Below are 25934 nucleotides of genomic sequence, written 5' to 3' on the forward strand. Positions count from 1 at the left end.
CGGGCAACACCGGTGCCTGGCGATCGCACGGTGGCCGCAGAAAGCTTCACGAGGCAGCCGCCGGTGGGCTCACCCTTCCGGTCACGGAAGAACTCCACACGGGCCGGGAAATGCGCGGCTCAGCGCGTCGGGTCTACGCGGGCGAGACGTCGGCAGTGGGCACGACGTCGGGACGTCGTCACCACGTGCCTTCGCGGTCGGCGTCCGGGGCGGCCCCGAGGTCGGTGGTCGCGACCGGTTCCACTGCGCCGCCTGTCCGCGAGATGTTCCGTGTGGCCAGGGCGGACGGCGTCCTCGCCGTGTGGTGCGAGCTGTGGCCGCCGCCCGCGCGCCCTCCCCCCGCTGCCGGCGCGTGCCCCGCTCCGTCCGGTGGTCTCCTGGATACCGGCACGCAACCAGGCACCCACTTGAGAGGGATCACCATGTCCAAGCCCCTGATCGTCATCACCGGCGCCAGCTCCGGCATCGGCGCGGCCACCGCCCGCCTCCTGTCCGCCCAGGGACACCCCCTGCTGCTCCTCGCCCGCCGGCTGGAGAAGCTGGAGGAGCTCGGGCTGCCCGACACCCTGTGCCGCAAGGTCGACGTCACCGACCGGGACGCGGTCGAGGCCGCCGTGCGCGAGGCCGAAGAGCGGTTCGGGCCGGTGGACGCGATCGTCAACAACGCCGGGGCCATGCTCCTGGGCCGGATCGCGGACCAGGGCGCCGAGGAGTGGGACCGAATGATCGACCTGAACATCAAGGGCGTGCTGTACGGCATTCGCGCCGTCCTTCCCGGCATGCTCGCCCGTGGCATCGGCACGATCATCAACGTCAGCTCCATCGCCGGCCGCAAGACCTTCCCGAACCACACCGCCTATGTCGGAACCAAGTTCGCCGTCCACTCCATGTCGGAGAACCTGCGCGAGGAGGTCGCCTCCAGCGGCGTCCGCGTGGTCACCATCGCTCCCGGCGCCGTGGAGACCGAACTGCTCTCCCACACCAGCGACGAGCAGATCAAGCAGGACTACGAGGCATGGAAGAAGTCCGCCGGCGGTGCCCTGGACCCGCAGGTCGTGGCCGAGGCCATCGCCTACGCCTACCGCCAGCCGCAGAACGTCACCATCCGTGAGATCGTCCTCGCCGCCACCGGCCAGGAAGCCTGACCATCACCACGTCGCGATGGTGACGGGGGTCCCCGCTCCCACGAGGGCTCTACCGTGATCGTCGGCCTCAACGGACTGCGACTGCTGCGCGAGGCCGCCTGGACCAAGGCCCGTACGGAGGACCTCCGGTGACCCATCGCACCTTCCCCCAGCCTTCGGCCGGGGGTACCCCCATGGCCGCCGCACCCACACCGTGAGGGAGTTCACGCCCGACCGACGACACCGCTCGGAGGCCTTCGGCGTGCCGCAGCAGCAACCCCCGTTTCTGATCGCTTCGACATGAGAGCGCTATCGGTGGGGCCGGGGTGCTCGTTCGGTGAGGCGCAGCCGTCGGCGGATGTGGGTGGGCATCAGGAGGGCTTGGTCGGTGAGGACGTCCAGGAACGCGGCGGCGATGGGGTCCGGGCCGGTGCGGGTGTAGGCGGTGAGTTGGCGGCTGACCGGGGGGTCGGGGCGTAGGAGTGCGCCGGCGAAGTGCGGGGGGATGGTGTTGGCGGGGACGAGGGTGGGGCCGAGTCCGGCGGCGGCGTAGTTGGCGGCGGCGGGGGCCTGTTCGGTGCGTACCGCGATCTTCGGGTGGAATCCCGCGGCGGCGCAGGCCTGGTCGAGGATGCCGGCGAGTCCGCTGTCGGGGGTGAAGTGCACCCACTCGCGGTCCGCGAGGTCGGCCAGGCGCATTCGGGGCGTCTGGTCGGTGGAGGTGACCGGGTCGCCGACGTGGGTGATGACCAGGAACTCCTCGGTGCCGACGTACCGGATGGGGCCCTCCCAGGCGGTGGGCGGTGGTCCGAGAGCGATGTCGGCCTGGCCTGCCGCCATGGCCGCGGCGAGGTCCTCGGCGCGCCGGTGTTCGAAGAGCCGGACCCGTACGCCCGGGTACCGGTCCCGCCAGGTGCCGAGCGCGCCGGGGAGTACGCCGAAGCTGATCGAGTAGAGCGTGGCGAGGTGGAGTTCGCCGCCCGCCACCCCGGTGGCCCGGCGGGCGGCGGTGGTGGCGCGCTCGGCGTCGGCGAGGGCGGCGCGGGCGTGGGGCAGCATCGCGCGCCCGGCCGGGGTGAGCCGCACCGCGCGCGGCAGGCGCTCCAGCAGGGGACCGCCGACCTCCCGTTCCAGGGCCTGGAACTGGTGGGACAGGCCGGGTTGGGTGATGTGCAGGCGCTCGGCAGCGCGCGTGAAGGAGCCCTCGTCAACGATGGCCACCAGGTATTCGAGCTGTCTCAGCGTTGCCATGTGCTCAGCATATGAGTTCGATAGAAACGATTCCTTGGACTGATGGGTGCTGGATTTCGCAGGATGGCGCCATGCCTCACGGCGGGGGCCCGCCGCCCCGCGCCGCCACGTCCCCTGCGGAACCCTGTAGGAGCCACCGCCATGTCCGACCAGCCCAACGCCTTCGTCGTTCTGGACGCCCTGCGCGACACCCCGGCCGCGCGGGCGGCCACAGCCCAGATCACCGCGTTCCTGCGGAACGCCGTCCATCCGCGACAGGAGTCCTGATGACCACCCGCGATCCCGCTCCCCCGCTGACGGTGGGGAACATCGCGCTGTCTTTCCACCGTGCCGTCGCGGCCGTCACCCGCCGCGTCCTGGAGGCCCACGGCCATCGGGTCACCGGCCTCGAGGCACGGCACGAACAGCTCTTCCGATTGCAGGCGGCCCGTCAGGTGGACGTGCTCGTCTCCGCCTGGCTGCCCTCCAGCCACGACGGCTACCTCGCCGGGTACCGCGACGAGGTGCGCGTGCTCACCCCGCACTACGAGCCGTACTGCCTCTGGGCCGTGCCACCGTACGTCCCCGTCGAAGCGGTCGGCGAGGTCGCCGACCTCACCCGCCCCGAGGTGGCCGCGCGGATGACCCGTGCCATCGACGGTATCAACCCCGGTGCGGGGATTAGCCGCTTCTCCGCCCGGATGGTGGCCGCGTACGGCCTCGACCAGGCCGGCTACACCTTCGCCCCGGGCACCGAGCCGGGCTTCATCGCCCGGGTCGAGCAGGGGATCGCCGACCGGGAGTGGTTCGTCATCCCGCTCTGGCGTCCGCAGTACCTCAACCGCCTCCACGGCCTGCGCGCCATCGCCGAGCCCGCGGGACTGCTGGGCACCGTCGACGCGGCCAGGCCCGTCATCCGCCGTGAGGCGCTCGATCGCGTCCACCCCGACGCACTGGCCCGCCTCGATGCGCTGCACCTCGGAAACGACGGCGTCGAGGAGCTCGACACGATGATCAACGCGGACGGCCTCACACCGCTGCAGGCCGCCGACCGCTATCTGGCGAGCCACCCGGAACTACTCCCGTGACACGGCGCCCCGTCCAGCCACCCCACACCCACCCTGACCAGCGGATGCCGTGAGCGAGAACCGGACCACGACCATGCGCGCCGTCGGCTGCTCTGGCGGCTCACAGCCCGAGGGTGAACCAGGTGGTCTTGCCCTGGTCGCCCGGGCGGACACCCCATCTGTCGGCGAGGGTGGCGACGAGGAGGAGGCCGCGTCCGGACTCGTCGTCGTCGGCGGCCAGGCGCGGCTGGGGCAGTCGGGGACTCTGGTCGCTGAGTTCGACCGTGAGTTCGGTGCCGGTGCGGCGCAGGTGCAGGCCGAGCGGTCCCCGGGCGTGCTGGACGGCGTTGGTGAGGATCTCGGAGAGCAGCAACCGGGCGTCATCGGCCGCATGGGCGCAGTCCCACGAGGTCAGGACCTTGGCCAGGAAGGCGCGGGCCTCGGACACGGCGATGGGGACGGCAGGCAGCTCGGTCTCGGCGGTGGTGGCCGGCCGGGCGGTGGGGAGTTGGGCCAGGAGCAGGGTGACGTCGTCGTTGTGGCCGTGGACGTCGGGCAGCACGGCGGCCAGTACGTGGTCGGTGGCGGCCTCCAGGCTGCGGGTGGTGGCGAAGGCGTCGGTGAGGGCGGCGGCGAGCCGGTCGAGCTGGTACTCGATGTCGCTGCCGGGAGTTTCGACCAGGCCGTCGGTGTAGAGGGCGAGGGTGGCGCCGGGTGGGACGGTGGTGGAGGCCTGCTGATGGAGGATGTCGCCGACGCCCAGCGGTACGTTCACGGGGGCAGCCAGGGTGCGCACGCCGCCGTCGGGGGTGACGGCGAAAACGGGCAGGTGCCCGGCCGAGCAGAGGGTCACCTCTCCGGTGTCCAGGACGATGACCAGGTAGCAGCAGGTGATCAGCTGGTCGGGGAGGTCCAGGTCGGCGACGACCGCGTCCAGGGCCTGCATGAGTCGGTGGGGCTGCATGCCGGTCTTGGCCAGGGCGTGGGCGGCGGAGCGCAGCTGGCCCATGAGGGCGGCGGCCTCCAAGCCGCGTCCCATCACGTCGCCGATCAGCACGCCGACCCGCCCGGCGCCCAGCGGGATGAGGTCGAGCCAGTCGCCGCCCACCCCGGCGCCCTGGGTGGCGGGCAGGTAGCGGTGGGCGGCGGCCAGGCCCGGAATGGTGGGCGGGGTTCCCATCAGGCTGCGCTGCAGGGTGAGGGCGATGTGCCGCTGTTGTTCGTACAGGGCGGTCAGTTCGGCCTCGGCCCGCTTGCGGTCGCTGATGTCGCGGACGATGGCGCAGGCACCGACGACCGTGCCGTCGGCGGCGCGGGTGGGCCAGAGGGTGGCATGCACGTCCAGCAGCTCGCCGGTACGGGTGACGCGGAGGGTCTCGAAGTGCTCGACCTTCTCCCCGTTCCGCAGGCGCTCCAGCAGCACGGTGATCTCGGTGTGGTGGTCGGGCGGGGCCAGCAGCGCCACGTGCCGGCCGATGGCCTCCTCGGCCGTGTAGCCGTACAGCCGGTGGGCGGCGGCGTTCCAGTAGGTGATCTGGCCGTCGAGGGTCTTGGCGAGGATCGCGTCCTGGGAGGACTCCACCAGTGCGGCAAGCTCGTTGATGCGCTCCTCGGCGGCTTTGCGCTCGCTGACGTCGCGGACGGCGGCGGAGATGAGGAGCCCATCGGTGGTCTCCAGTGGGCTGAGACTTATCTCGACGGGGAACTCGGTGCCGTCCTTGCGCAGCCCGTGCAGCTCCAGCCCGGCGCCCATCGGGCGGACCTGGCGGTTGGCGGCGTAGCCGTCGCGGTGTGCGGTGTGATGCTCACGGAAGCGGCCGGGCACGAGCAACTCGACGGGGCGGCCCAGGAGTTCCTCGCGCCGGTAGCCGAACAACGCCTCGGTCTGTGCGTTGACCAGCATGACGGTTCCCGTGTCGTCCACGATCACCATGGCGTCCGGGGCCGCCTCCAGCAGCCCCCGGAACCGCTCCTCGGCCGCCCCGGGCCCGCTCGCCCCGGCCGCGGCCCCCGAGGGGCCGGGCATCCGGTGGGCGGGGAAGCCTCTGTCCCGGGACGCCGCGTCGGCCGTGTCTCTCATCTCAGCCCCCTGGCTTGCAGTTCACCGCGTTCCGCCCAGCCCAGCACATCCGCACCACGACCGCCCACACATGTCCGCAACTGACACACCGCCGTCGCACATGCCCGATGGAAGGGTCGAAAAGCGATGATTTCGTCATATGCTGATCGGCTACGCGCTGGTCTCGACCGCCGACCAGGATCCCGGTCATCAAACGAGCCGTCCCCGGTCGAACATGACTGCGACCGCAGCGGTCACCCGTTGCGGCGAACCGCTCGACCGAAATCCCGTATGTCCCGATTGTCGGACGCGTAGGGATGGGCCGTCCGGGTGGGTCCACCGCCAGAGCGCCACCGCCACGCCCGCCAACCACCACATCGGCTGCGCGCTCTCCCACCGCCAGGCCATCGAACAGGCACACCGAGACGGCCTCGAAAACCTGCTCGTCCTCGAAGTCACCGAGCTGAGCGCCGCCGGCCTGATCAGCACATCGAGCACGTAGACGGGCCGGTCCGCCGGACGCCCCGATGCCTTGCCCTTGCCCGCGAGTCCGACGACCACGAAGTGCGGCGCGCCAGTCCGCCACCGTCCGTCCACGACCCCGCCCGGCGGCCGGTACCGGTCGAACAGCGCGGACCGACCGCCGGGCCACAATGGCGGCATGAGTTTGATCTACACCCTGGCCGGACTGCTGATCCTGCTGACCACGGCGGCGAGCATCCTGCGCACCCTGGTGGTGCCGCGCGGGCTCTACTCCGCGTTGATCTACCGGCTCTGGGCCTGTCTGCGTGCCGTGCTGAAACAGCTGGCCGGGCCGTTCGGCGGCACGTACCAGGCACACGACCGGGCGCTGACCTGGCTGGCCCCGCTGGTACTGGTGGGCATGCTCGCCACCTGGCTGATCGGGATGCTCTGCGCCTACACCCTGCTGCTGCACGGCACTTCGAACCTGGACTGGGGTGTCTCCTTCCGGGAGGCCGGGTCCAGCCTGTTCACCCTGGGCTTCGCCAGCAGCGCCCGGCTGCGGCTGAGCTCGCTGGACTTCCTGGCCGCGGCGAGCGGCCCGCTGACCATCGCCCTGCTGATCGGCTACCTGCCCACCCTCTACTCCTCCTACAACCGGCGCGAGGTGGAGGTGACCCTGCTGGAGTCCCGGGCGGGCGAACCGGCCTGGGGGCCCGAACTGCTGGCCCGGCAGTCACTGGTGGACACCGAGACCGCGCTGCCGCAGCTCTACCGCGACTGGGAGCGGCTGGCCGCCGACATCGGCGAGGGGCACTCCAACTACCCGGTGCTGCTCGCCTTCCGCTCCCCGCAGCCGCACCGCAACTGGGTGGTCTCGCTGCTCGCGGTGATGGACGCGGCGGCGATCCAGCTGGCCCTCTGTCCCCGTTCGGCTCCGCCGGAGGCCCGACTGGTGCTGCGCGCCGGGTTCACCGCACTGCGCGACATCGCCCGGACCCTGCGCGTCGACTTCGACCCGGATCCCGAGCCGAACACCCCGATCCGCCTCACCTTCCAGGAGTTCGACGCGGCGGTCGCCATGATCATCGCGAGCGGCTTCGTCAAGGAGCGCGAACCGGTGGACGCCTGGCCGCACTTCCGGGGCTGGCGGGTCAACTACGAGTTCCTCGCCTACGAGCTGGCCCGGCGCGGCGACGCCGTCCCCGCCCTCTGGTCCGGTCCCCGGGACTTCCCGTCCACCCCGATCCCGCCCCGCCGCCCGGCCGACCGCCGGCCCCAGGCCGCGTGACCGCCGGCACACCCGCGCCGCCCCGGGGGTACCGAGCCCGGCTCGGTAGACCGGGTACGCGAAGAGTCCGAGGCCAGCGACCTCACCGCTCATCGCGCCAAGGGACCGTCAGAAACACGCGGCCCGCCGCCAGAAACCCGTCAAGCCTACGTGCTCCCGGCCCGGGGGAGGCGTTCACTAGGAGGGTGCCCAACGGTCCTCTCCAGAGGTCTTCTTCGGCGGCCGCCGCCGTACCGCCCCGTCCGGTGGTCCACGGCGCGGGCCGCCACCCGCTCCTCGACTCCTTCTTCCGCCCCGAGACGCCCGGGGCAGGCACCCTGGCCGCGCACGTCCTGCTCACCGGGAACGGCGCGTACTGGGCCGACCGGGCGCTCTTCCCGCGCACCGCACTGGTGCACTGCGGCCCGCACCGCGTCCTGCGCGGGGACCCGCGCCTCCTCCCGGCGGAGCGGCTCGCCCCGCTCGGCCGCGGGCAGTTCAGCGCACCCGACCGCTTCCTCCCGCTGCTCGGACGGACCTTCACCTCGGTGATGCCGTGGGTGCGGGTGATCTGCGCCCAGCAGCACCCGCCGCGCCCGGCGGACCTTCCCCCCGGCATCCGGCTGCGGCCGTTGACCACGGCGGACGAGCTGGCCCAACTCTCCGGTCTGGCACCGGGACTGGGTTGGATCACCGACACCTGGGGGCCGGACGGCCCGAACCGCGCACCGGCCGCCGCAGCCGGTGCCTGGGGTGCCTTCCTCCAGGGCCGGCTGGTGTCGGTCGCGACCACCTATCTGCGCGGGCAGGTCCACGAGGACGTGGCCGTGGTGACGGTCCCGGAGTTCCGCCGGGCCGGCCTCGCCCTGGCCTGCGTCGGTGCGGTCACCGGCGCCATCCGGCGCCGCGGCCGGATCCCCACGTGGACGGTGCCCGGCTCCAACGGGCCGAGCCGCGCCCTGGCCGAGGCGGCGGGCTTCGTCCCGCTGCGCCAGGAGATCGTCTACTGGGTCGGCCCGGCGCGCTGAGCACCACCGTCGGAGCCTGCAGTGGCCGGCTCACCGTGCTCGCCGCGGCGTCCGCCCCGAGGTCCCGGCGGTGTCCGGGCCCCGAGGGGCCAGCGTCAAGCGTTGACCATTATCACGCCAGCAGCAAATGCCGCATAGGAATGGCTGAAAATGTCTCATATTCTCTGACTTGCAGGCTTGTTGTGCTCGGAGAAGGCGCCCATCCTGATACCGCCTTGGCATGGCCAAGGAAACGACTCCCGGACGAGTCATCCCGGACGAAGCAGGAGAAGTGCGCATGAAGACGAGATCCGCCCTCACCCGTGTTTCGACAGTACTGGCCGGCGGCCTGGCCACCGCCGGCCTGCTCGCTCCGCCCGCGTCGGCCGCCGACACCTCGCTCAGCCTTGCCTGCCAGGCGACGCCGCCGATCGGCTCCGCCCAGACCTTCACCCTGCACGCCGCGGTCACCGCCACCGCGCCGCAGACGGTGGCCGCCGGCAGCCAGTTCTCCGTCACACTGGCGCCCGACCCGCTCACGGTCCCGACCTCGGTGAGCGGGTACACCCTGCAGTCGATCAGCAACATCCAACTCACCGTCCCGGTGCCCGCGAACACCACCCTGGTCGACGAGTCGGTCTCGGGCGGCACCGACCCCGGCAGCGCGAGCGTCGCCGTCAACGGCGGCAACGTCGTTGTGAAGCTGAGCAGTTCGATCGCCGGCGGAAGCACGTTCACCCTGCCCGCCCTCACCCTGGACCTGACGGCCGGCGCTTCCGGGAGCACCGTCCAGACCGCACTCGGCGGCACCGACTACTCGAACCCGGGGCTGACCTTCACGGCGACCGTCCCGATCGCCTTCTTCACGGTCGACGTGCCCACCGCCTGCTTCCCCTCGCCGCAGGCGGTCCTCAGCTCGACCGGTGTCAGCTGAGCGTCCCCCAAGCTCGGCGACCCACCGCTCCTCCCGGGCCCACCGCCACCGGACGGTGGACCCGGACAGCGGCCCCGGACGCGCAGTTGCGGGCCCGGACACCCGGACAGCCACGACTCCCGGCCGCGATCCGCCCGAACGGCTTCCGAAGACGATCGGCGAACCTTAAAGCTTCCTTAGTCATGGCTTCCGGAGGGATTTTCGAGCGTGGCACGCCCGTAGGATCGGCCAACGCAAGCCGAACCGACATCTTGTGATGGTACGTCAGAGAGGCGATCCACCCCCATGGCCACGGAAGCCGATCCCGCCGGCGGATTCGGCCGGTTCCCGGGAACCGCGCCGGTGCGGGTCGGCGTGGACAACAACCGCTGCCACGTCTACGGCATCTGCGAGCAGGAAGCCCCGGAGACCTTCCGGATCTCGGCGGACGGCTCGCTCCACTACGAGACCGCCGTACCCGCCAAGCACGCGGCGGCGGCCAAACAGGCCGCCCGGCTCTGCCCGATGCGGGCCATCACGGTGCGGGAGACACCCCCCGGTCGCACGGGACGGCCGCGTCCCAGGACGGCGGCACGGCGCAGCGCGGGCCGGATCGTGGTCGCCGGCGGCGGGCCGGCCGGGCTGGGCGCGGCGACCCGGCTCCGCGAGCGGGGCTTCGCCGGCGAGCTCGTCGTGGTGGGCGAGGAACCCAGGCTGCCCTACAGCCGTCCACCGCTGTCGAAGCAGTTCCTCACCGGTGAACTGCACGGCGAGGACCTGGCCTTCCACCAGGACACCGACGCGCTCTGGCTGCCGGGTACCCAGCTGGTCGGCCTCGACCCGGTGCGGCGGACGCTGGAACTGCGCGGCGCGGAACACCTCGCCTACGACGGGCTGGTGATCGCCACCGGTGTCGCCGCGCGGCAGCTGCCCGAACGGCCGGTCTTCAGCCCCCGCCTGCGCACGATCCGGACCCTGGAGGACGCGGCGGCGCTCCGGCAGGCCCTGCAGCACGCCCCGCTGCGCCGGGTGGTAGTCGTCGGCGGCGGCTTCGTCGGCTGCGAACTGGCCTGCACCGCAATCCGGTTGGGCCTGGACGTGACGCTCCTCGCAAGCGGTCACCGGCTGCTCGAACGGATCCTCGGCCCGCAACTCGGCGAGGTGGTCGGCCGGATCCACCGCCGCGCCGGGGTGGACCTGCGGCTGCGCACCCGGATCACCGACTGGGCCGACACCGGTGACGGACTGCGGCTGCGGCTGAGCGACGGCTCGTCCGTCGAGGCCGACCTGGTACTGCTCGGCGTGGGAGGCGTCCCCCGCACCGAGTGGCTGCGCGGCAGCGGGCTGGACATCCGGGACGGCGTGCGCTGCGACCGCTTCTGCCGGGTGCTGGACCCGGACGGCCTGCCGATGCCCGACGTGGTGGCGGCCGGCGATGTGGCGCGCTGGCCCAACGAGCGCTTCGACTCCGTCGCCCGCCGGGTGGAACACCTCATCCACGCGGTGGAGATGGGCCAGCACGCCGCCGACTCACTGCTGCGCGGGCCCGACCGGGCGCAGCGTTTCGCCCCGGTGCCGCGCTTCTGGTCGGAGCAGCACGGCGTCCGGATCCAGGCGGTGGGCCTGCCCGCGCTGGCGGAGCGCGTCCGGATCGCCGAAGGGTCGCTGCGCTCCGAGCGCTTCGTCGCCACCTTCCACCGCGACACCCGGGACGGCTCGCAGACCGTGGCGGCGGTCGCGTTCGACCTGCCGAGCCGAGTGCTGGAGTACCGGGACCTGGTCGGACTCGTCACTCCCTCCCACGCTGCTGCCGGACCGGACTTCCCCGTGGCCGCCGGAGCGGACTTCCCCGCTACCGCCGGAGCGGACCGAAGGGGTCCTCGTTGAGCCGACGAGCCATCCGCTCACACCGTTCGTGCCGGCGCGGCAGGCCGTCCCACCGGGGGCTGCTGCCGGGCTGCTGAGCCTGCCCGCCCGACTGCGGGTGCGTCGGGCACTGATCGCCCTGGTGAGCCGGGCACGCCGTGCTCCGCCGCCAGCGCCGACGCCGCCTCGGGCCGCCGGCCCCAGACCCCGGCGAACGCCACCCCGGGATGCGCCGCCAGCCCGGGCGCGTGCACCCGCGCGGCCCGCGGCCCCGTCCTCAGCAGCCCTACTCGCATACCCCTGCCTCCACCAGCGTCGGCCGCCCGGACCGACGGACCGTCAGTCCTTGACCGGCTCCAGCCGGCCCTCGCCGCCGCTCGCGGTCTCGGCCTGAGCGGCGTGGGCGGTCCGAGCGGCGTGGGCCTTGGCCGCCCGCCGCTTGAACAGCCAGGCCGAGGCCGCACCGATGCCGAGGGCGACGACCAGGCCGATGTAGGAGAAGTCCTTCAGCCACTTCTCGGCCACCTTGCCCACCTGGTAGACCAGCAGCGTGGTGCCGCCGGCCCAGGCGACCCCGCCGAGCACGTTGGCGATCAGGAACTTCCAGTACGGCATCCGCAGCGCGCCCGCGAGCGGCCCGGCGAAGATCCGCAGCAACGCGATGAACCGACCGAAGAAGACCGCCCACATGCCCCACCTCTGGAACGAGCGCTCGGCGGACTCCAGGTGGTCGGGCCCGAAGTGCTTGGGGAACTTGCGGCCCAGCTTCTCGAACAGCGGCTTGCCGCCCTTGCGGCCGATCGAGTACCCGATCGAGTCACCGACGATCGCCCCCAGGATCGCGCAGGCCGCCACCCCCCAGGGGTTGATCGTTCCGCCTACGGCCATCATGGAGGCCGTGATCAGGGCGATCTCTCCGGGCAGCGGGATACCGAGGCTCTCCACTCCGATGATCAGCCCGACCAGCGCGTAGACGGCCGTCGGCGGGACACTCTCGATCCACTGATCGATGTGCAAAACCGGTTACCTCCGTGGGCAGCACGAGACGGCGCGCCTCGCGCATGACGAGCAGGAAAGGGCTCGCGTTCCCCGACGAGCCCCCGTTCAAGGGAGGGTAACCCGAGAGCCGACCTCCGAGGTTTGGTAACGCCCGTCGGCTGGGCTTGGTTCCTACGCACCCGATTCCCAGCCGACCGGCTCCGCCCCGGCCCCTACCCGCCCGGTGTCTTCCAGGCCGGCCTGACGCCGACTGCTCATCCCCGCGGTCCGCGAAGCGCAGCGCCACCACCGACGGCCGCCGGGAACCGATCAGCGGCGGCCGCACTTTTCAACGAGCGGCGAGCGGAGCTTCCTGCAGACCATCACGGGCCCCCGGAGCGCAGGCGCGGGGCGTGCCCGTTACCGTCTTGGTCCTGCTGTGGCGTACACCACGGTGCCGGTCACCAGCAGGGCCCACGCGGTCCCGGTGGACGCTGCCGTGCCGGGGGGAAAGATCATCCATTTGACCACCTGTCCCGCGGTGCCGCGCGGAGTCGGGACGAGGAGGGTGAACGCGAGCCAGCCGATCGGCAGGGTCCATGCGAACTGTGCCCCGCACAGCGCCGCCCCGAGCGCGGCCAGGCCGACCAGGCCCGCGCTGTCCCGGACGACGACCTCGGTGGGGGCGAGCTTCGTTCCCACCGCCTGGACCGCCAGCAGCGCTGCTCCGGCGAACGCGCCGATCAGCAGCACGTGCGCCGCCCGGCGGGGCACCCACCGGATCGCGGCCGTCCTCTCCAGCACGACATCCGGCCCACCGAGCCCGACGGAAGCGGCCGCCACGTTCGCGGTGAGGAGCAGGATCACCATCCCCAGGTCCACCGGGCCCGGGCCGTTGAGGGCCCACAGCGCCAACGCGGTGAGCGCGACCGCAACGGCCGAGGTGGGCACCTGTCGCGAACGGGCGTACAGGATCAGCCATCTCATCGCGGCACCTCCCCCATCAGCACGGGAAGCTGGTCGTACCCCGCACAGGAGAGCGCGGCGGCGCGCAGTTCGGCGATCCGCGAGCGCTGCTCGGCCGGTGACAGCGCCGTCAGCTTCTGCCAGGCGACGTCGGCGTCCGCCCAGGTATTGGGCCCGTACGCGTCGCTGCTCCTGTCGTCCAGCGGTTGGAGTCGGGAATCACGGAGGGCCCAGCTCACGGCGACGCTCTGGGCGGCGACGCCGCGGCGCCCCCCGCCCTCCCGGTCGTTGTTCCCGTGGCAGCTCGGTGCCAGGCCCTGGGCGATCAGCGCGCGGGTCAGGTCCTCACCTGCGGCATCGGCGAGCAGCCGGTCGTCGAAGTCGACCAGCACCACGTCGCCGGAGAGTTCGCGTTCGTCGCCGAGCGCGCGCAGCGTGGTGTCCTCCCGCACCGAGTTCGGCGCCTGGTCGCCCAGGACGTCGTGCAGCACGCGCAGCGCCTCCTTGCCGCGCAGCGCGAGCTCGGGCAGGCGTGAGCGGTTCGCCTGCGTCACGCACACCGGTCCGTCGCAGACCAGGGCGGCGGCGGCCTTGTCGACGACGTAGGTGTCGCGCGGAGTGGCCGGGAGGACCGGCAGGGCCAGGGCCGCGCCGGCCAGGACGGGGACCACCGCGAGCAGCCGGGCCCGGCGGGTCACGGCCGACAGCAGTGCGAAGCCGGTGGCGAGCACGCCGAGGAGCCAGAGCGTCTGACCGAGGTGCACGGAGCCGGACAGGGTCAGCAGCATCTCCCTCGGCTCCGCGGTCACCGGGGACAGTTGGGCGAGCCGGTTCGGCGCGCTGCTCGACGGCAGTGCCCCGTCACTCTTCGGCGCCACGAGGAGGCTCGCCATGAGGAAGACCACCACCAGGGCCGGCGGGGTGAGCACGGAGGGCAGGGTCCGCGCGACACCCATGCCGAACACCGCCCCCGCGACGAGGGCCAAGCCCGCGACGAGCGAGATCGGCAGCCAGCCGAGGGGCGTGTAGGTGGTCCGGCCGAGGGCCACCTGGACTGCGCCCACGAGAACCAGGAGGCCGAAGCCCGACGCCAGCGCGAGCGCCATCGCACCTGCGGGCAGCGCCGCACGGCGCCAGGCCGGCAGCGGCGTGGTCGTCAGCAGTTCGGCCGTCCGCGACCGGGATTCGCGCAGCCCGTACACCGCCCCCATGCCCACCGCGAGTGGCCACCAGAAGGCCAGCCAGTACCGGGTCCACATGGCCATGGAGGTCCACTGGGCCGTCCACCCCGCGTTGCCCCTCCACCAGATCCCGTCGATCGGAAAGAAGATCGCCAGGCTGCCTCCCAGGACGACGACGCCGGCCCACGGGGCGACGGAGCGCTTCAGTTCGATGCGCAGGACACGTCCGATCACCAGATGCCTCCCTGCTGCCCGGAGTTGCGGAGCAGCGCCGAGTAGCCGCGCTCCAGGGGACTGTCGCCCGGGTACTCGGGGCCGCCCGCCGCGGCCAGGTCGTCCGGCGTGCCCTGGAAGACGAGGCGGCCGTCGGCGAAGAGCACCACGTCGGAGCAGGCGGCCGCGACGTCCTCGACCAGGTGGGTGGAGACGACCACACAGGTGTCGCGGCCAAGTTCCTGCAGCAGCTCGCGGAAGCGCAGCCGCTGCGCCGGGTCCAGGCCGGCCGTCGGCTCGTCCAGCAGCAGCACCGCGGGGTCGTTGACGATGGCCTGGGCGATGCCGGCGCGCCGCACCATGCCGCCGGACAAGGTCTTCATCCGGTGGTCGGCCCGGTCCGCCAGGCCCACCCGCTCCACGGCCCGCTGGACGGCCGCGGGGACGTCCGCCTTCGGCACCTCCTTCAACCAGGCCATGTACTCGACGAACTCACGCACCGTGAAGCGCTTGTAGTAGCCGAAATCCTGCGGCAGGTAGCCGATCCGGCGGCGCAGGGCCCGGTGGTCGCCCATCGCGCCCATGGAGGTGCCGAGCAGCTCCAGTTCGCCCTCGGCGGGGCGCAGCACGGTGGCCAGCGCCCGGATCAAGGTGGTCTTTCCCGCTCCGTTGGGCCCCAGGAGGCCGTGGGCGCCGGTGCCCAGGGAGAGGTCGAGCCCGTCGACGGCCATCTTCTTCCGTCCGACGCGCACTCTCAGGCCGCTGGCCCGGATCTCCCAGGCGTAGGTCTTCGGCGCGGTGTCGGCCGCGCTCGTCACAGGTGTCATGCGGTGGTTCCTCACGAGGGTCGATGATGGTTTCACAGCGTTGAGTACGCGTTTCTCCGGGCGATCACGGCGCCGATTCCGAGCGCGAGGAGCAGCCCCCACACGGGCAGCCGGTCCGGCTGGAGGACGAGCCGCAGGACAAGGGGGACGCGGCCGGTGGCCCACACGGGTAGCACGACGACGACGCCCCACGCGATCAGCAGCCCGGCGGCGGCGCGGGTCACGCCGACCACGCTGCCCAGCGCCAGGGCGGTGGAGGTGAAGGCCAGGGAGGGCAGCAGCCACTGCGCGGCCGTCATGGTTCCGGTCAGCCATCCCCCCACCAGGAGCCCGGGCAGGACCACCACGAGGACCGCCGTGGTGCGTCTGAGGAGCAGGGGCAGGCCGGCTCGGGCGGTCGACGCCGTCAGTTCGTGCGCCGGGTCCAGTCTGCGCGACCACGACACGGCGACACCGCACAGCGGCAGCACGGGCGCGATCGGCAACAAGGGAGAGGCGCCGCCGAAGGACGTCGGCGACGCGACCGCGTCCAACAGCAGCGCCATCAGGGTGACGACGACGGTCATGGCCAACCACGGGGCCATGACCGGCGTCAGCCAGGCCGAGACCCACCTCGGGCGGTGTCGCCGCGAGGGCGCCCTGACGGCCGCGTCCAGCTGCGGTTCCAGACCGGCCCGGACGGTGTCGAGGAGCGCGGCGACGTCGGGCGCCCCGGTGCTCACGGAGGCCGCCAGGTGGCTCCGGCACGGCGCGCACGTCTCAAGATGGGCCTCCAACGCCCATACCGTGTCCGCGGCCATCGCCCGGTCACCACGTGCGTAGTCGTCGATCGACCGCCTCGACGCGTGTTCCCTGCTCATGCCAGCGCCTCCCGCATCGCGATCCGGGCCCGGCGGGCGCGGGTCTTGACCGTGCCTTCGGGCAGTCTGAGCAGGACGGCGGTCTCCCGGACGGAGAGCCCGTCGAGCACCGTGGCCTGCAGTACCTCTCGGAGTTCCGGCGCAAGTCGCCGCAGGGCGTCGCCGACGTCGCCGCCGACGGTCCCGGCGAGTGCCTCTTCCTCCGCCGCGGGCACCACCGCCCGCTCGGCGGCGGCGACCGGCGGTTCGGCGTGGTGGGCACGGCGCCGGAAGGCGTCGACCAGGCGGCGCGCCGCGATCGTCCACAGCCACCCGACGGCCGTCCCGCCGACCGCGCTCCCGGCGAACGCGCCCGCCGCGCGCCACACCGCCAGATAGGTCTCCTGCATGACCTCGGCGACGATCTGCTCGTCCGCGCAGCGGCGGCGCAACCGCACCGCCAGCCACGGCGACGTGCGCCGGTACAACTCGTCGAACGCCCCGCGGTCACCTCTGGCCACCAGCCGGACGAGGCGTTCCTCATCCAGCTCGTCCGGTGCTCTCCTGCGTGATCTCACACCAGCCAGACGCCCGATGCGGCGCACAGGTTCTACATCCGCCGTGACCTGCGTCACAGTGTCGCGTGCGGAGGTTTGTGATCCCTCCGAAACTCCGTCGCCTGGCTGTGTAGGCGACAACGGGCGCTGGTCCACTTCTTGTGGTCGCGTACGCAGCGTGACCGTCGATCTTCGAACCGGCGACACCGGCCACTCGGTCTGAGCGCCGAGCAGCTGGTACGGACCGCAGGTCCAGATGGTCCTGCAGCAGTCGTCGCATCACCCGCACAGGACCACTCGGCGACGCCGCGTTCTCACCGGCAGCCTCCCCACCCGGCTCTTCGGCCAGAACTTCGGCGCGGCAGCCACCAGCCCTTCGTCTACGACCGCCCGGGCTGCCCGGCGAACTCCAGGACGGTGACCGAGGGGCGGCGGGTGGCCAGCGGCGGGACGGTCAGCGCGAACGGCAGCAGGGCACCGACCAGCCCGCGCCCGCCGATCGGCCGGACGTCCCGCACCGCGGCCACCGCCGGACTGGCAGTTCGCAGCTTGGCTCTCTCATCCGCGTCCATCGCCCACGGCATCGGAGGCACCTGGTAGCCGTGGATGCGGATCCTGCCGCTCAGAGTGAGCCGGCTGACCCAGCGCGGCACCGCGTCCAGCACCAGCGAGCCACCCGGGAACCGCTCGGCACAGCCCGCGATCAAGGTCCGCACCTCGGCCGGCCGGAGATACATCAACAGGCCCTGCGCGGTGACCAGCACCCCACGGCTGCGGTCCACCTCCTCGGCCCACCCCAGCTCGGTGGCGTCAGCGGCCAGATAACGCTGCCGCGGCCCGAGCGGCAGCAGCTGCTCGCGCAGCGCCACCGACTCGGGCAGGTCCACGGTGAGCCACCGGGCCCGGCCGTTGTCGACCCGCCAGTACTGAGTCTCCAGCCCCTCCCCCAGACAGACCACCGTGCCGCGCGGCTCCCGGGCCAGGAAGTCCGCCACCTCGCGGTCGAAGGAGCCCACCCGCAGTGCCTGCAGCTGAGCGAGTAGATCACTGCTGCCGAAGCGCTCGGCGAACGGGAAGTCGATCCGCTCGACCAGTTCCACGGCCTTGGGGTCGTGCAGCAGTCCGTCGGGGCGGCGGGCCTCGACGGCCCGTTGGTAGAGGGTCCAGAGCGTGGTTTCGGAGACCCCTTCCAGCTCGGCCTTCACCTCTCCCCGGGACGGGATCCCCGGAGCTCCTTCGGACGAGACCCCGGAACCACCGGGCTGATCCACCGCCATCCGACTCTCCTCCGCCTGGTCCGCACGTAGCCTGCCGTCGGCATTCTGGCACCGGACCGGTGGCGCGGCCGCTCAGTCGAGGCCGAACGCGCCCTCGGGCGGCGGCGGCGAGTCCTGGGCCTCCGCGTCCCGTACCGGCCGCGTGCGGCCGACCAGGCCGGCGAGCTCGGCGTCCTCGCAGAGCCGGGCCGGGAAGGTGTCACCGGCGAGACGGCGGCCGAGCTCCTCGACCGGCAGCGGGCGGTCGGAGCCGATCAGCAGGATGTTCCCGTACCTGCGACCGCGCAGGACCGACGGCTCGGCGGCCAGGCAGGCGTACGGGAAGACCGCGCGCACGGTGGCCGCCTGTGCTCTGGCGAAGGCGAGAGGCGGCCCGTCGGCGATGTTGGCGGCGTAGGCGCCGCCGGGGCGCAGCGCGGCCCGTACCTGCTGGAGGAACTCGACCGAGGTGAGGTGCGCCGGGGTGCGCGAGCCGTGGAAGACGTCCGCGACCACCAGGTCCGCGCCGGCCACCGGGGCCTGCCGCAGGCCCTCGCGGGCGTCGGCGATGTCGACGTCGATGCCGTCCGGCCAGGGCAGCTGTTCGGCGATCAGCCGTATCAGCGGACCGTCCACCTCCACCACCCGCTGGTGCGAGCCCGGCCGGGTGGCGGCCAGGTAGCGCGGGATGGTGAGGGCGCCGCCGCCCAGGTGCAGCGCCTCCAGCGGCTGCCCGGCGGGTGCGACGGTGTCGACCAGATGGGCGATCCGCTGGATGTACTCGAACTCCAGGTACGTGGGGTCGGCCAGGTCCACGTACGACTGGGTGGTGCCGTCCAGGGTGAGCATCCAGCCGTGCTCGCGGTCGAGGTCGGGCCACAGCTTCGCGGTGCCGAGCGCGACCTGCCGCTCGACCGGACGGCCCTTCTGCCTACTCATGCGGCAGCGCCGGGAAGTACGCGTCGATCCAGCGGTCCAGTTCGGCGAAGACCTGGGCGCGGGCCTGCTCGCCGGAGAGCACCAGGTCGTGCACGCCGCCCTCGATCCGGACGGTGGTGACGTGGCGTCCCAGGCGCGGCGCGAGCGCGGCGATGTCGTCGGCGCGCAGGACGGCGTCCCGGTGGTGCAGTGCCGGGTCCCACTTGGCAGTGACGATGGAGGCGGTGGAGGCCATCACCAGGACCGGGCAGTCGATGCCCAGGCCCTGGCGGACCCGGCGGTGGCCGCGCTGGATGGCGGCCAGCCAGCCGGCGAAGAGCGGGAAGCCCTCGGCGGGCTTGAGGGTGAGGTCGAAGTCCCAGCTGCCCTTGTGGTCGCGGTGCAGGCTGTGCACGTAGTGCGGGTTGAGCGGAGCGGGCAGCTTGGTGGTGGGTGCGAGCCGGCCCATCGCCTCGATGGCGGGCGCGCCGAGGTTGCGCACGGCGGGGGCGGCGGGCATCGCCAGGAAGGGGCTGTTCAGGAACAGTCCGTCGACCAGCCCGCGGCGCGCCCGGCGGGAGGCCCACAGCGCGGCGATCAGACCACCGGTGGAGTGGCCGTTGACCAGCAGCTGGGTGTGTCCGTCGACGTCCCGGATGATCCGGACCGCCTCGTCCAGCTCCTCGTCGTAGGCCCGCAGGTCGCGGACGAAGTTCGGCGACTGATGCGGCCTCAGCGATCGCCCGTACTTGCGCAGGTCCAGGGCGTAGAACGAGAACCCCGCCGCGACGAAGTGTTCGGCCAGGTTGGTCTGGAAGAAGTAGTCCGTGTAGCCGTGGAGGTAGAGCACGGCCCGCTGGGCCCCGGGGACCAGCCGGCGCACCAGGGTCGCGCTGACGGCGCCCTCCTCGTCGGAGGCCAGCGGCAGCTCGGCCGCCTCGTACGGGGCACCCAGGATGTCTTCTCGGAACTCCACGTCTGCTGCCGCACCCATTCTCTGCTCTGACCTGCCGTTACAGGACCATCCTCCCAGGACCACCGACGATACCGCCAGGCCCTCGGCGGTCAGGCGCCAGTGCCCTCCGAAGCCGCCGCCGAGGCCCGGTCGCGCAGGACGGAGATCACACCGAGGCCGGCCGCGCTGACCGGGACGGCGAGCAGTGCGCCGAGGATCCCGGCCACGCCGGAGCCCGCCACCACGGCGATCATGATGGTGGCGGGGTGCAGTTCGACCGTGCGGCTCTGGATGACCGGCTGCAGCACGTTGCCCTCGATCATCTGGACGGCGAGCACCACCCCGAAGGTCCAGAGCGCGGTGCTGAGGCCGCCGTCCGCGAGTGCCACCAGCACGGCCACCGTGCCGGAGAGAAACGCCCCGATGAACGGGATGAACGCGCCCATGAACACCAGCGCGCCCAGTCCCGGCGCGCCCGGCACCCCGAGCAGCAGCAGGCCGATGGTGATGAAGGTGGCGTCGATCAGTGCGATCAGGGTGGTGCCGCGCATGAAGCCGGCCATCGCGGCGAACGCCTTCTCCCCGCAGGCGATCACCGTCCCGGCCCGGACGGGCGGCAGCACCGAGTGGACCAGGTCGCCGCTGCGGTGGCCGTCCCGCAGGAAGAAGAAGACCAGTGCCAGTGCCAGCACTCCGCCGGTGATCACCTGGGTCGCGAACCCGAGGCCCGAGATGACTCCGTTGGCCAGCTTGGAGACCAGCGAACTGCCCGAGCCCGCCGACTGCGACAGCGCGTACCGGATCTTCTCCCCGAGCGGTCCGAGCCAGGAGGCCACCTGGTCGCCCGCGTGCCGCAGTGAGTCGGCGATCTGCGGGGCACTGTGCACCAGTGAGTTGGTCAGTACGGCCAGCACCGCGAACACCGCGATCACCAGCACCGCGCAGGTCAGCCCGGCCGCCATGGCCCGCCCGAGTCCGCGTGCCACCAGCCAGGGCATCACCGGCTGGAGCAGCGCGGTCGCCAGCAGCGCCAGGACCAGCGGCACCGTCGCCGCCCTCAGCTGCACCAAGGCGAAGACGAGGAACCCGGCGACCGCCAGGAGCAGGATCACCGCGGCCGACCAGGCCGCCGCCCTGCGCACCGCGGGCGGCAGCGTGGGATCCGGTCTCCGCCCGCCCCCGGGGCCTTCGCCCGCCGCGCCTGGGGGTGTGGTCTCCACCGACATCCCGACTCCAGCTTCGCCCGAGTGGTCCTGATTCAGCACATCTCAGCACGTGATCTGACGGAATGTCCGACGATCGACCTCGCGGCGCGCGATCTTCCGCTCCCGGTCCTCCCCCCGGCCCGGCGCTCGCGCGGGCCGGGCTCCGATCCGCGGCCTGATCCGCCGCACCGGGGGCGGGCACTCCCATCATGGATTAGCTAATGGTAGAAATGGATCCAACGCATTAGTTGCTTGCACGCTTCCCGAGAGGAGCCCGCCGTGGCAGCACGTCCGCCCTTCCCCCCGTTCGACGAGGAGACCGCCCTCCAGAAGGTCCAGGCCGCCGAGGACGCCTGGAACACCCGCGACCCCGAGCAGGTCGCGCTCGCCTACACCGAGGACTCGGTCTGGCGGAACCGGGACCGGTACCTCACGGGCCGGGCGGAGATCACGGTCTTCCTGCGGGAGAAGTGGTCCCGGGAGCTCGACTACGCCCTCCGCAAGGAGCTCTGGGGCTTCCGGGGCAACCGCATGGCGGTCCGGTTCCAGTACGAGCACCACGACACGTCCGGCCAGTGGTGGCGCAGTTACGGCAACGAGCTGTGGGAGTTCACCGAGGACGGGCTGATGCGCCGCCGGGAGGCCAGCATCAACGACGTCCGGATCGACGGGACGGAACGACGGATCTTCGGCCCGCGGCCGGAGCACGAGCGCGGATTGCTCCTCCCCGTGTGGTGAGCCGCGCGAGGGCCTGCTCGGACCGTCCTCGGGGCGGGCCCCCGCCGCAAGGCACCGCCGGGACCTCGGGCAGGACCCCGGCGACCTCAAGTACCAGCGCTCCGAACCGGGTCGTGCGGCGCGTGCCGGTGGCGGCCATATCGCGGCAAGTCCACTCCGCCGGAGGGGACTTGAGTCAGTCCGTCTGCTCCACCGCCATCCGCCCACCGCCAGCGAAGGCGAGCAACCGCTCGCCCTCCTCGACCAGTTCGGCTCGTGTCGGTCGATCCAGGGCGGTGAACGGCCGCACCCGCAAGGTGTCCCCGTCCAGCCGCCAACTACCCGCCACCAGTCCGTCCACCAGCACCGTTCCGAGCACGATGCCGTTCTGCGTCATCACCCGGGGGCGGCGGCGCTCCGGCAGGACCCGGCTGCGGTCGGCGTGCGAGAGCAGCAGGTTGTCGAGTAAGGCGGCTCGGGAGCGGCCTGCGCCTGCAGGCCCACCAGGTGCCCGATCATCGCCGCCGGGGCCATGGCGGTCCGGGCGAGCAGGTGCTGACGGGCCAGCAGCGCCCGCCCGAGCGCACGGGTGCTCAGCACCGGCAGCCGCCGGCCGCCGCCGCTCACCGCCTGCGGTCCAACACCCTGCGCAGCACCGCGATCCGGTTGCTGGTCAGCGAGTCCACACCGGCCGCGGCCAGCCGGAGCATGGTGCGGCGGGTGTCCACCGTCCAGGTGCTGACGGCGAGCCCCAGCTCGTGCGCGGCGTCCACGTAGGCCGCGTCGACCAGACCGAAGGGCGGGTTGACGTAGCGCGGCCGCAGGTCGTCCAGCAGCGGGCGGCCGGGCAGCCTGGGGTGCTTCCAGGTGAGGGCGATGTCGGCGTCCGGTGCGTGCTCCCGGACCGCGAGCACGGCGGCGACCGGGCCGCAGAAGCCGACCCGGTCCTCGGCACCGAGGCCGGTGACGGCGGCCCAGGTGGCGGCCACCGGGGTGGCGTCGTCCAGATCGATCAGGAGCTTGGCGCCCGGGGTTTCGGCGACCGTCTTCAGCGTCTCCGCGAGGGTCGGCACCCGCAGCTCGCCGCCGAGTTCGCCGAGCTGCGCCAGGGTGACCGAGCCGATCCGGCGCGGGTCGCCCCAGAGGCGCTCCAGGGTGGGGTCGTGCAGCAGGACGGGGACACCGTCGCGGGTGAGCTGGACGTCCACCTCGACGGCGTCGGCTCCGGCGGCGAGCGCCGACTCGACCGAGGCGAGGGTGTTCTCGCGGTGGCGGTACGGGTCACCCCGGTGGGCGACGGCGAGCACCGGACGGAAGGACGGAGCGGGCACGGTTATCTCACTCGGCGGTATGTGGCGGGACATGGCGTGACGCGGCGGGACACGGCTGATGGCCGGTCAGCGGCGTTCCACGACCACGTTGGTGGACTTGATGACGGCGGTGGCGGGTGCGCCGGGCACCAGGTTGAGCTCCTCGGCCGACTCCCGGCTGATCAGCGACACCACCCGGAACGGACCGGCCTGGATCTCCACCTGCGCGGCCACGTCACCGAGCACCACCTCGGTGACGATGCCGGGGAAGCGGTTGCGCGCGGACGACGGACGGCCCTCGGTCGCGGCGTTCTCGGGCCTGGCCAGTTCACGGGCGAAGGAGGCGAGCTCGGCCCCGGCGATGATCCGGTGCCCGTGCTCGTCCCGCTGGGCGGCGAGCCGGCCCGCATCGACCCAGCGCCGCATGGTGTCGGCGCTGACGCCGAGCAGCGCCGCGGCCTCGCCGATGCGGTAGGGGTTGATCGGCCGGTCGGGCTGGCCCATGAGCGCTCCTGGCGGTGTGGTCCGGTGGGGGCTGTTCTCCTCCGGGGCCATCCTGCCGTACCCGGCGGTCCTGGTTCGACCAAGGGTCGATCGGAGCCGTCTCCGCTCCTGGACAGCGGGATTCGGGCACGGCCGCCCGGGTGTCGGAGACCTACCGCGCGGCTCGCACCACGGCTCGGCCGAGCGGACGAGCGGGATCCGTGAGTCCGGGCCGCCCCGGGGCGCGGCTACTCAGAGTGCCGCGGGCTCGGCCTGCGCCGGCGCGGCCGCGTCGGGGCCGGCCAGGTGGTCGCTGAGCCAGGCCATCGAGGCGGGCAGCATCCGGTTCCAGGTGTTGAAGTTGTGCCCGCCGTTGTCGAGCATGATCCAGGAGACGTTCATCGGCCGCTGCACCGCGTCGATGAACGCCTTGGTGGCCTGGTAGTAGTCGCCGTCGCCCTTCCTGGTGCCGCCGACCAGGACCGAGATCCGCGGCTGCGGGTGGTGTGCGAGCCACCAGACCAGGTCCGCCGCCTCCCGGCGCCCCTGCTCGCCGCCGAAGAGGTCGCCGGTGTCGACGTCGTTGTCCGCCTTGTAGTAGCCGGAGAGCGAGACCGCCGCGGTGAAGGCGTCCGGGTGCTTGATCGCGAACTTGAGGGCGCAGTAGCCGCCGGTTGAGTCGCCCATCACCGCCCAGCCTCGCGGATCCTCCAAGACCCGGTAGGAGGCGCGCACGGCGCTCGGGACGTCCCGGGTGAAGTAGCTCTCGGTCTGTGGGCCGCGCGGTACGTCCTCGCACTCGGTGTCCCTCGGCAGCACCGGGGACGGGCGCATCAGGACCAGGACGGTCGGCTTCATCCTCCCTTCGCCGATCAGCCGCAGCTCCGTGCCGGGGTAGTTGAGGTTGGTGATCAGGTTCTTGGCGATGCCGGGGAATCCGGTGATCGCCACCATCGCCGGGAACTTCTTGTCCGCGTAGGCGGGCTGGAAGTACTGCGGCGGCAGGTAGACGTAGCCCTCGGTGCTCAGGCCGGTGCCGGCGCCGGGGATCCTGACCCGCTCCAGCCGGCCGACCACGGAGGGCTCCCGGGTGACGGTGTTGCCGCCGTGCACGTGCTCCTTGCCGAGCGTCTGGACGCCGGTCTGCCTGCCGTCACCGGTGAACTTGTCCCGGATCGTGACCGAGCCGTCCTGGTTGGTGCCCAGCAGATCCGACCAACTGCTGTAGAAGGAGCCGTAGTTGTTGGCGATCAGCGCCAGGGTGCACACCACGCAGAGCTGAGTGCCGAGGATGGTCACGATCCGGCCGAGTACGGCCGCCCAGCCGCCCCTGGCGAGCCTCGGCCAGAGCCGGACCGTCCCGGCCACCATGAGCAGCGAGACCAGCGCGGACAGTGCCAGCACCTTGTGCGAGGTCAATCCCATGCGGCGTCCGCCCCCCGTGCCCCGGCACGGCGGCTCGAGGCACCGTGCTTCCTTCCCCAGACTGCCAGAAGACGGACCCGAGCAGCTCTGACCACAGGTGGAGCTCTCACCCCGCCGATCGACGGGACCTCGGGGTTGCCTGCCGCACAGTCAGATCACCTGCCTGCGACGGACCGTCGGCCGCTGTTCCCCGACCCGCCGCCGGCGTCACGCTCGTCGCTCGCTCGCGCCGGGAGTTGCGGCGGGCGGCTGATGCCGACTCGCCCCGGCGGGTCGTCCCGGCCGGTCGGGGTCAGGATCGTCGCCGGAGCACGGCGCAGCTGAACCGGTCCGGCGGGACGGGCGGGAGCACGGTCGCGTCGGGGTAGATCGAGCGCATGTGCTCCTCGGTGCAGAAGACCATGTAGTGCGTACGCTCCTCGCCCTCCCGGCACCAGTCGTCGCCGGAGTCGAGGAAGAAGTCCTCGTTGTTGACCAGTGTCGCCCAGGTGAGCGGGGCGCTGGTGGCCTTGGCCGCGAGGGCGTCCACGTCCATGCCGGGCTCCTGGAACCAGTGGGCGGAGGCCAGCCGCCACCGGAGGTTGTCGAGGTCCGGCCACTCCTCCGCACGTGCCCAGCCAGGCGGGGGCTTGAAGTAGGGGTCGATGAAGGTGAAGGCGAGGACTCCGTCGTCGGTGAGGAAGGACCGCAGCTGACCGACGAGTTCACGCATCTCTGCCTTGCTGGTGTGGTTGAAGACGGACTGGGCGACGATGACGTCGAACCGTCCGAGATCGGGTACGGGCAGCTGCTTGGTACCGCTCGGGTTGTACTCGAAGTTGTAGCGGTCGTAGTGCAGGAAGGTGGCGTCCGGATAGCGGCGGCGGCCCTCCTCGACAGCCTGCGGAATGACGTCCAGGCACCAGTAGTCGCCGCGGCGGATCGTACACGCCGGATCGAGCAGCAGATTTCCCACGTTCCCGCCGAAATCGAGTACTCGTTTGACCGACCAGTCGGGGTGGCCCAACTGCTGGTCGAAATAACGGAACTGGCCCGTCCGGGCGGAGATATAAGGAGCCGGACCACCCCTGTCAGGTGTTTCCGTCATGCGGTTCTCCACGTGTGCG

At 72.2% G+C, this 25934-nt stretch carries 27 protein-coding genes; 9 read left to right on the forward strand and 18 right to left on the reverse strand.

Annotated features, from left to right (window positions below):
- The first annotated feature begins 422 nt into the window (after window positions 1–422).
- Entirely contained in the window at window positions 423–1145 is a 723-nt protein-coding gene (locus tag ACZ5ON_RS17520) for an SDR family oxidoreductase (protein WP_465592687.1), read from the forward strand.
- A gap of 288 nt (window positions 1146–1433) precedes the next feature.
- On the opposite strand, the gene ACZ5ON_RS17525 is transcribed toward ACZ5ON_RS17520, so the two are convergent.
- Window positions 1434–2375: a LysR family transcriptional regulator gene (locus ACZ5ON_RS17525; protein WP_465592690.1), complete on the reverse strand. Its 942-nt coding sequence runs from the start codon at window positions 2373–2375 to the stop codon at window positions 1434–1436.
- 141 nt (window positions 2376–2516) lie between these two features.
- On the opposite strand from ACZ5ON_RS17525, the gene ACZ5ON_RS17530 reads away from it, so the two are divergent.
- Both ACZ5ON_RS17530 and ACZ5ON_RS17535 read left to right on the forward strand, forming a co-directional pair.
- A complete protein-coding gene (locus ACZ5ON_RS17530; RefSeq protein ID WP_465592693.1) occupies window positions 2517–2642 on the forward strand; it encodes a hypothetical protein in 126 nt (41 codons plus the stop codon).
- Entirely contained in the window at window positions 2642–3442 is an 801-nt protein-coding gene (locus ACZ5ON_RS17535; protein ID WP_465592696.1) for a glycine betaine ABC transporter substrate-binding protein, read from the forward strand. Before ACZ5ON_RS17530 ends, ACZ5ON_RS17535 begins: the two co-directional genes overlap by 1 nt.
- 100 nt (window positions 3443–3542) lie before the next feature.
- Here ACZ5ON_RS17535 and ACZ5ON_RS17540 read toward each other — a convergent pair whose 3' ends face one another.
- Window positions 3543–5447: a PAS domain S-box protein gene (locus ACZ5ON_RS17540; RefSeq protein ID WP_465592882.1), complete on the reverse strand. Its 1905-nt coding sequence runs from the start codon at window positions 5445–5447 to the stop codon at window positions 3543–3545.
- A gap of 193 nt (window positions 5448–5640) precedes the next feature.
- Between ACZ5ON_RS17540 and ACZ5ON_RS17545 the strand changes: the two genes are divergently transcribed.
- From ACZ5ON_RS17545 to ACZ5ON_RS17565, 5 genes are all read left to right on the forward strand, one after another.
- Window positions 5641–5982, forward strand: coding sequence for a hypothetical protein (locus tag ACZ5ON_RS17545; protein WP_465592699.1), 342 nt, complete (start codon window positions 5641–5643; stop codon window positions 5980–5982).
- A 159-nt stretch (window positions 5983–6141) separates the two neighbouring features.
- Window positions 6142–7233 (forward strand): hypothetical protein, encoded by a 1092-nt coding sequence (locus ACZ5ON_RS17550; RefSeq protein WP_465592702.1) that lies wholly within the window; start codon window positions 6142–6144, stop codon window positions 7231–7233.
- A gap of 185 nt (window positions 7234–7418) precedes the next feature.
- Window positions 7419–8240, forward strand: coding sequence for a GNAT family N-acetyltransferase (locus ACZ5ON_RS17555; RefSeq protein WP_465592705.1), 822 nt, complete (start codon window positions 7419–7421; stop codon window positions 8238–8240).
- A gap of 277 nt (window positions 8241–8517) precedes the next feature.
- A complete protein-coding gene (locus tag ACZ5ON_RS17560; RefSeq protein ID WP_465592708.1) occupies window positions 8518–9153 on the forward strand; it encodes a cyclase in 636 nt (211 codons plus the stop codon).
- 285 nt (window positions 9154–9438) lie between these two features.
- A complete protein-coding gene (locus tag ACZ5ON_RS17565; protein WP_465592711.1) occupies window positions 9439–11019 on the forward strand; it encodes an FAD-dependent oxidoreductase in 1581 nt (526 codons plus the stop codon).
- A gap of 318 nt (window positions 11020–11337) precedes the next feature.
- Here the strand turns inward: ACZ5ON_RS17565 and ACZ5ON_RS17570 are convergent, their stop codons facing one another.
- From ACZ5ON_RS17570 to ACZ5ON_RS17615, 10 genes are all read right to left on the reverse strand, one after another.
- Window positions 11338–12015: a DedA family protein gene (locus ACZ5ON_RS17570; protein ID WP_465592714.1), complete on the reverse strand. Its 678-nt coding sequence runs from the start codon at window positions 12013–12015 to the stop codon at window positions 11338–11340.
- Window positions 12016–12396: 381 nt separating this feature from the next.
- A complete protein-coding gene (locus tag ACZ5ON_RS17575; RefSeq protein WP_465592717.1) occupies window positions 12397–12963 on the reverse strand; it encodes a hypothetical protein in 567 nt (188 codons plus the stop codon).
- Window positions 12960–14357 (reverse strand): hypothetical protein, encoded by a 1398-nt coding sequence (locus ACZ5ON_RS17580; RefSeq protein WP_465592720.1) that lies wholly within the window; start codon window positions 14355–14357, stop codon window positions 12960–12962. Before ACZ5ON_RS17580 ends, ACZ5ON_RS17575 begins: the two co-directional genes overlap by 4 nt.
- The gene (locus ACZ5ON_RS17585; RefSeq protein WP_465592723.1) at window positions 14354–15163 is read right to left on the reverse strand and encodes an ABC transporter ATP-binding protein; all 810 of its coding nucleotides are present in this window, start codon (window positions 15161–15163) and stop codon (window positions 14354–14356) included. The genes ACZ5ON_RS17580 and ACZ5ON_RS17585 overlap by 4 nt, the downstream gene beginning before the upstream one ends.
- 32 nt (window positions 15164–15195) lie before the next feature.
- Window positions 15196–16023 (reverse strand): zf-HC2 domain-containing protein, encoded by an 828-nt coding sequence (locus ACZ5ON_RS17590; protein ID WP_465592726.1) that lies wholly within the window; start codon window positions 16021–16023, stop codon window positions 15196–15198.
- Window positions 16020–16523, reverse strand: coding sequence for an RNA polymerase sigma factor (locus ACZ5ON_RS17595; protein ID WP_097234875.1), 504 nt, complete (start codon window positions 16521–16523; stop codon window positions 16020–16022). The genes ACZ5ON_RS17590 and ACZ5ON_RS17595 overlap by 4 nt, the downstream gene beginning before the upstream one ends.
- A 416-nt stretch (window positions 16524–16939) precedes the next feature.
- On the reverse strand, window positions 16940–17836 hold the full coding sequence (locus tag ACZ5ON_RS17600; RefSeq protein ID WP_465592729.1) for a class I SAM-dependent methyltransferase: 897 nt from the start codon (window positions 17834–17836) through the stop codon (window positions 16940–16942).
- 72 nt (window positions 17837–17908) lie between these two features.
- On the reverse strand, window positions 17909–18754 hold the full coding sequence (locus ACZ5ON_RS17605) for a spermidine synthase (RefSeq protein WP_465592732.1): 846 nt from the start codon (window positions 18752–18754) through the stop codon (window positions 17909–17911).
- Complete coding sequence (locus ACZ5ON_RS17610) at window positions 18747–19727, reverse strand: alpha/beta hydrolase (RefSeq protein ID WP_465592735.1); 981 nt, start codon at window positions 19725–19727, stop codon at window positions 18747–18749. The genes ACZ5ON_RS17605 and ACZ5ON_RS17610 overlap by 8 nt, the downstream gene beginning before the upstream one ends.
- Window positions 19728–19798: 71 nt before the next feature.
- Window positions 19799–20830 carry an AI-2E family transporter gene (locus ACZ5ON_RS17615; protein ID WP_465592738.1) on the reverse strand — a complete coding sequence of 344 codons (1032 nt, stop codon included), beginning with the start codon at window positions 20828–20830 and terminating at the stop codon, window positions 19799–19801.
- Window positions 20831–21172: 342 nt separating this feature from the next.
- Here ACZ5ON_RS17615 and ACZ5ON_RS17620 point away from each other — a divergent pair, with 342 nt between their 5' ends.
- A complete protein-coding gene (locus tag ACZ5ON_RS17620) occupies window positions 21173–21631 on the forward strand; it encodes a nuclear transport factor 2 family protein (RefSeq protein WP_465592741.1) in 459 nt (152 codons plus the stop codon).
- 175 nt (window positions 21632–21806) lie between these two features.
- Here ACZ5ON_RS17620 and ACZ5ON_RS17625 read toward each other — a convergent pair whose 3' ends face one another.
- From ACZ5ON_RS17625 to ACZ5ON_RS17650, 6 genes are all read right to left on the reverse strand, one after another.
- Window positions 21807–22067, reverse strand: coding sequence for a DNA glycosylase AlkZ-like family protein (locus ACZ5ON_RS17625; RefSeq protein WP_465592885.1), 261 nt, complete (start codon window positions 22065–22067; stop codon window positions 21807–21809).
- Window positions 22007–22237: a hypothetical protein gene (locus ACZ5ON_RS17630; RefSeq protein WP_465592744.1), complete on the reverse strand. Its 231-nt coding sequence runs from the start codon at window positions 22235–22237 to the stop codon at window positions 22007–22009. The genes ACZ5ON_RS17625 and ACZ5ON_RS17630 overlap by 61 nt, the downstream gene beginning before the upstream one ends.
- Window positions 22234–22941, reverse strand: a complete 708-nt coding sequence (locus ACZ5ON_RS17635) for a glycerophosphodiester phosphodiesterase (RefSeq protein WP_465592747.1) — start codon at window positions 22939–22941, stop codon at window positions 22234–22236. Before ACZ5ON_RS17635 ends, ACZ5ON_RS17630 begins: the two co-directional genes overlap by 4 nt.
- Before the next feature lie 66 nt (window positions 22942–23007).
- Window positions 23008–23424: a TOBE domain-containing protein gene (locus ACZ5ON_RS17640; RefSeq protein ID WP_465592750.1), complete on the reverse strand. Its 417-nt coding sequence runs from the start codon at window positions 23422–23424 to the stop codon at window positions 23008–23010.
- Between the two features lie 231 nt (window positions 23425–23655).
- Complete coding sequence (locus tag ACZ5ON_RS17645; protein ID WP_465592752.1) at window positions 23656–24828, reverse strand: alpha/beta hydrolase; 1173 nt, start codon at window positions 24826–24828, stop codon at window positions 23656–23658.
- 292 nt (window positions 24829–25120) lie between these two features.
- Window positions 25121–25915 (reverse strand): class I SAM-dependent methyltransferase, encoded by a 795-nt coding sequence (locus ACZ5ON_RS17650; protein ID WP_465592755.1) that lies wholly within the window; start codon window positions 25913–25915, stop codon window positions 25121–25123.
- Between the last annotated feature and the right edge of the window lie 19 nt (window positions 25916–25934).

The sequence above is a fragment of the Kitasatospora sp. NPDC032150 genome, from assembly GCF_055579945.1.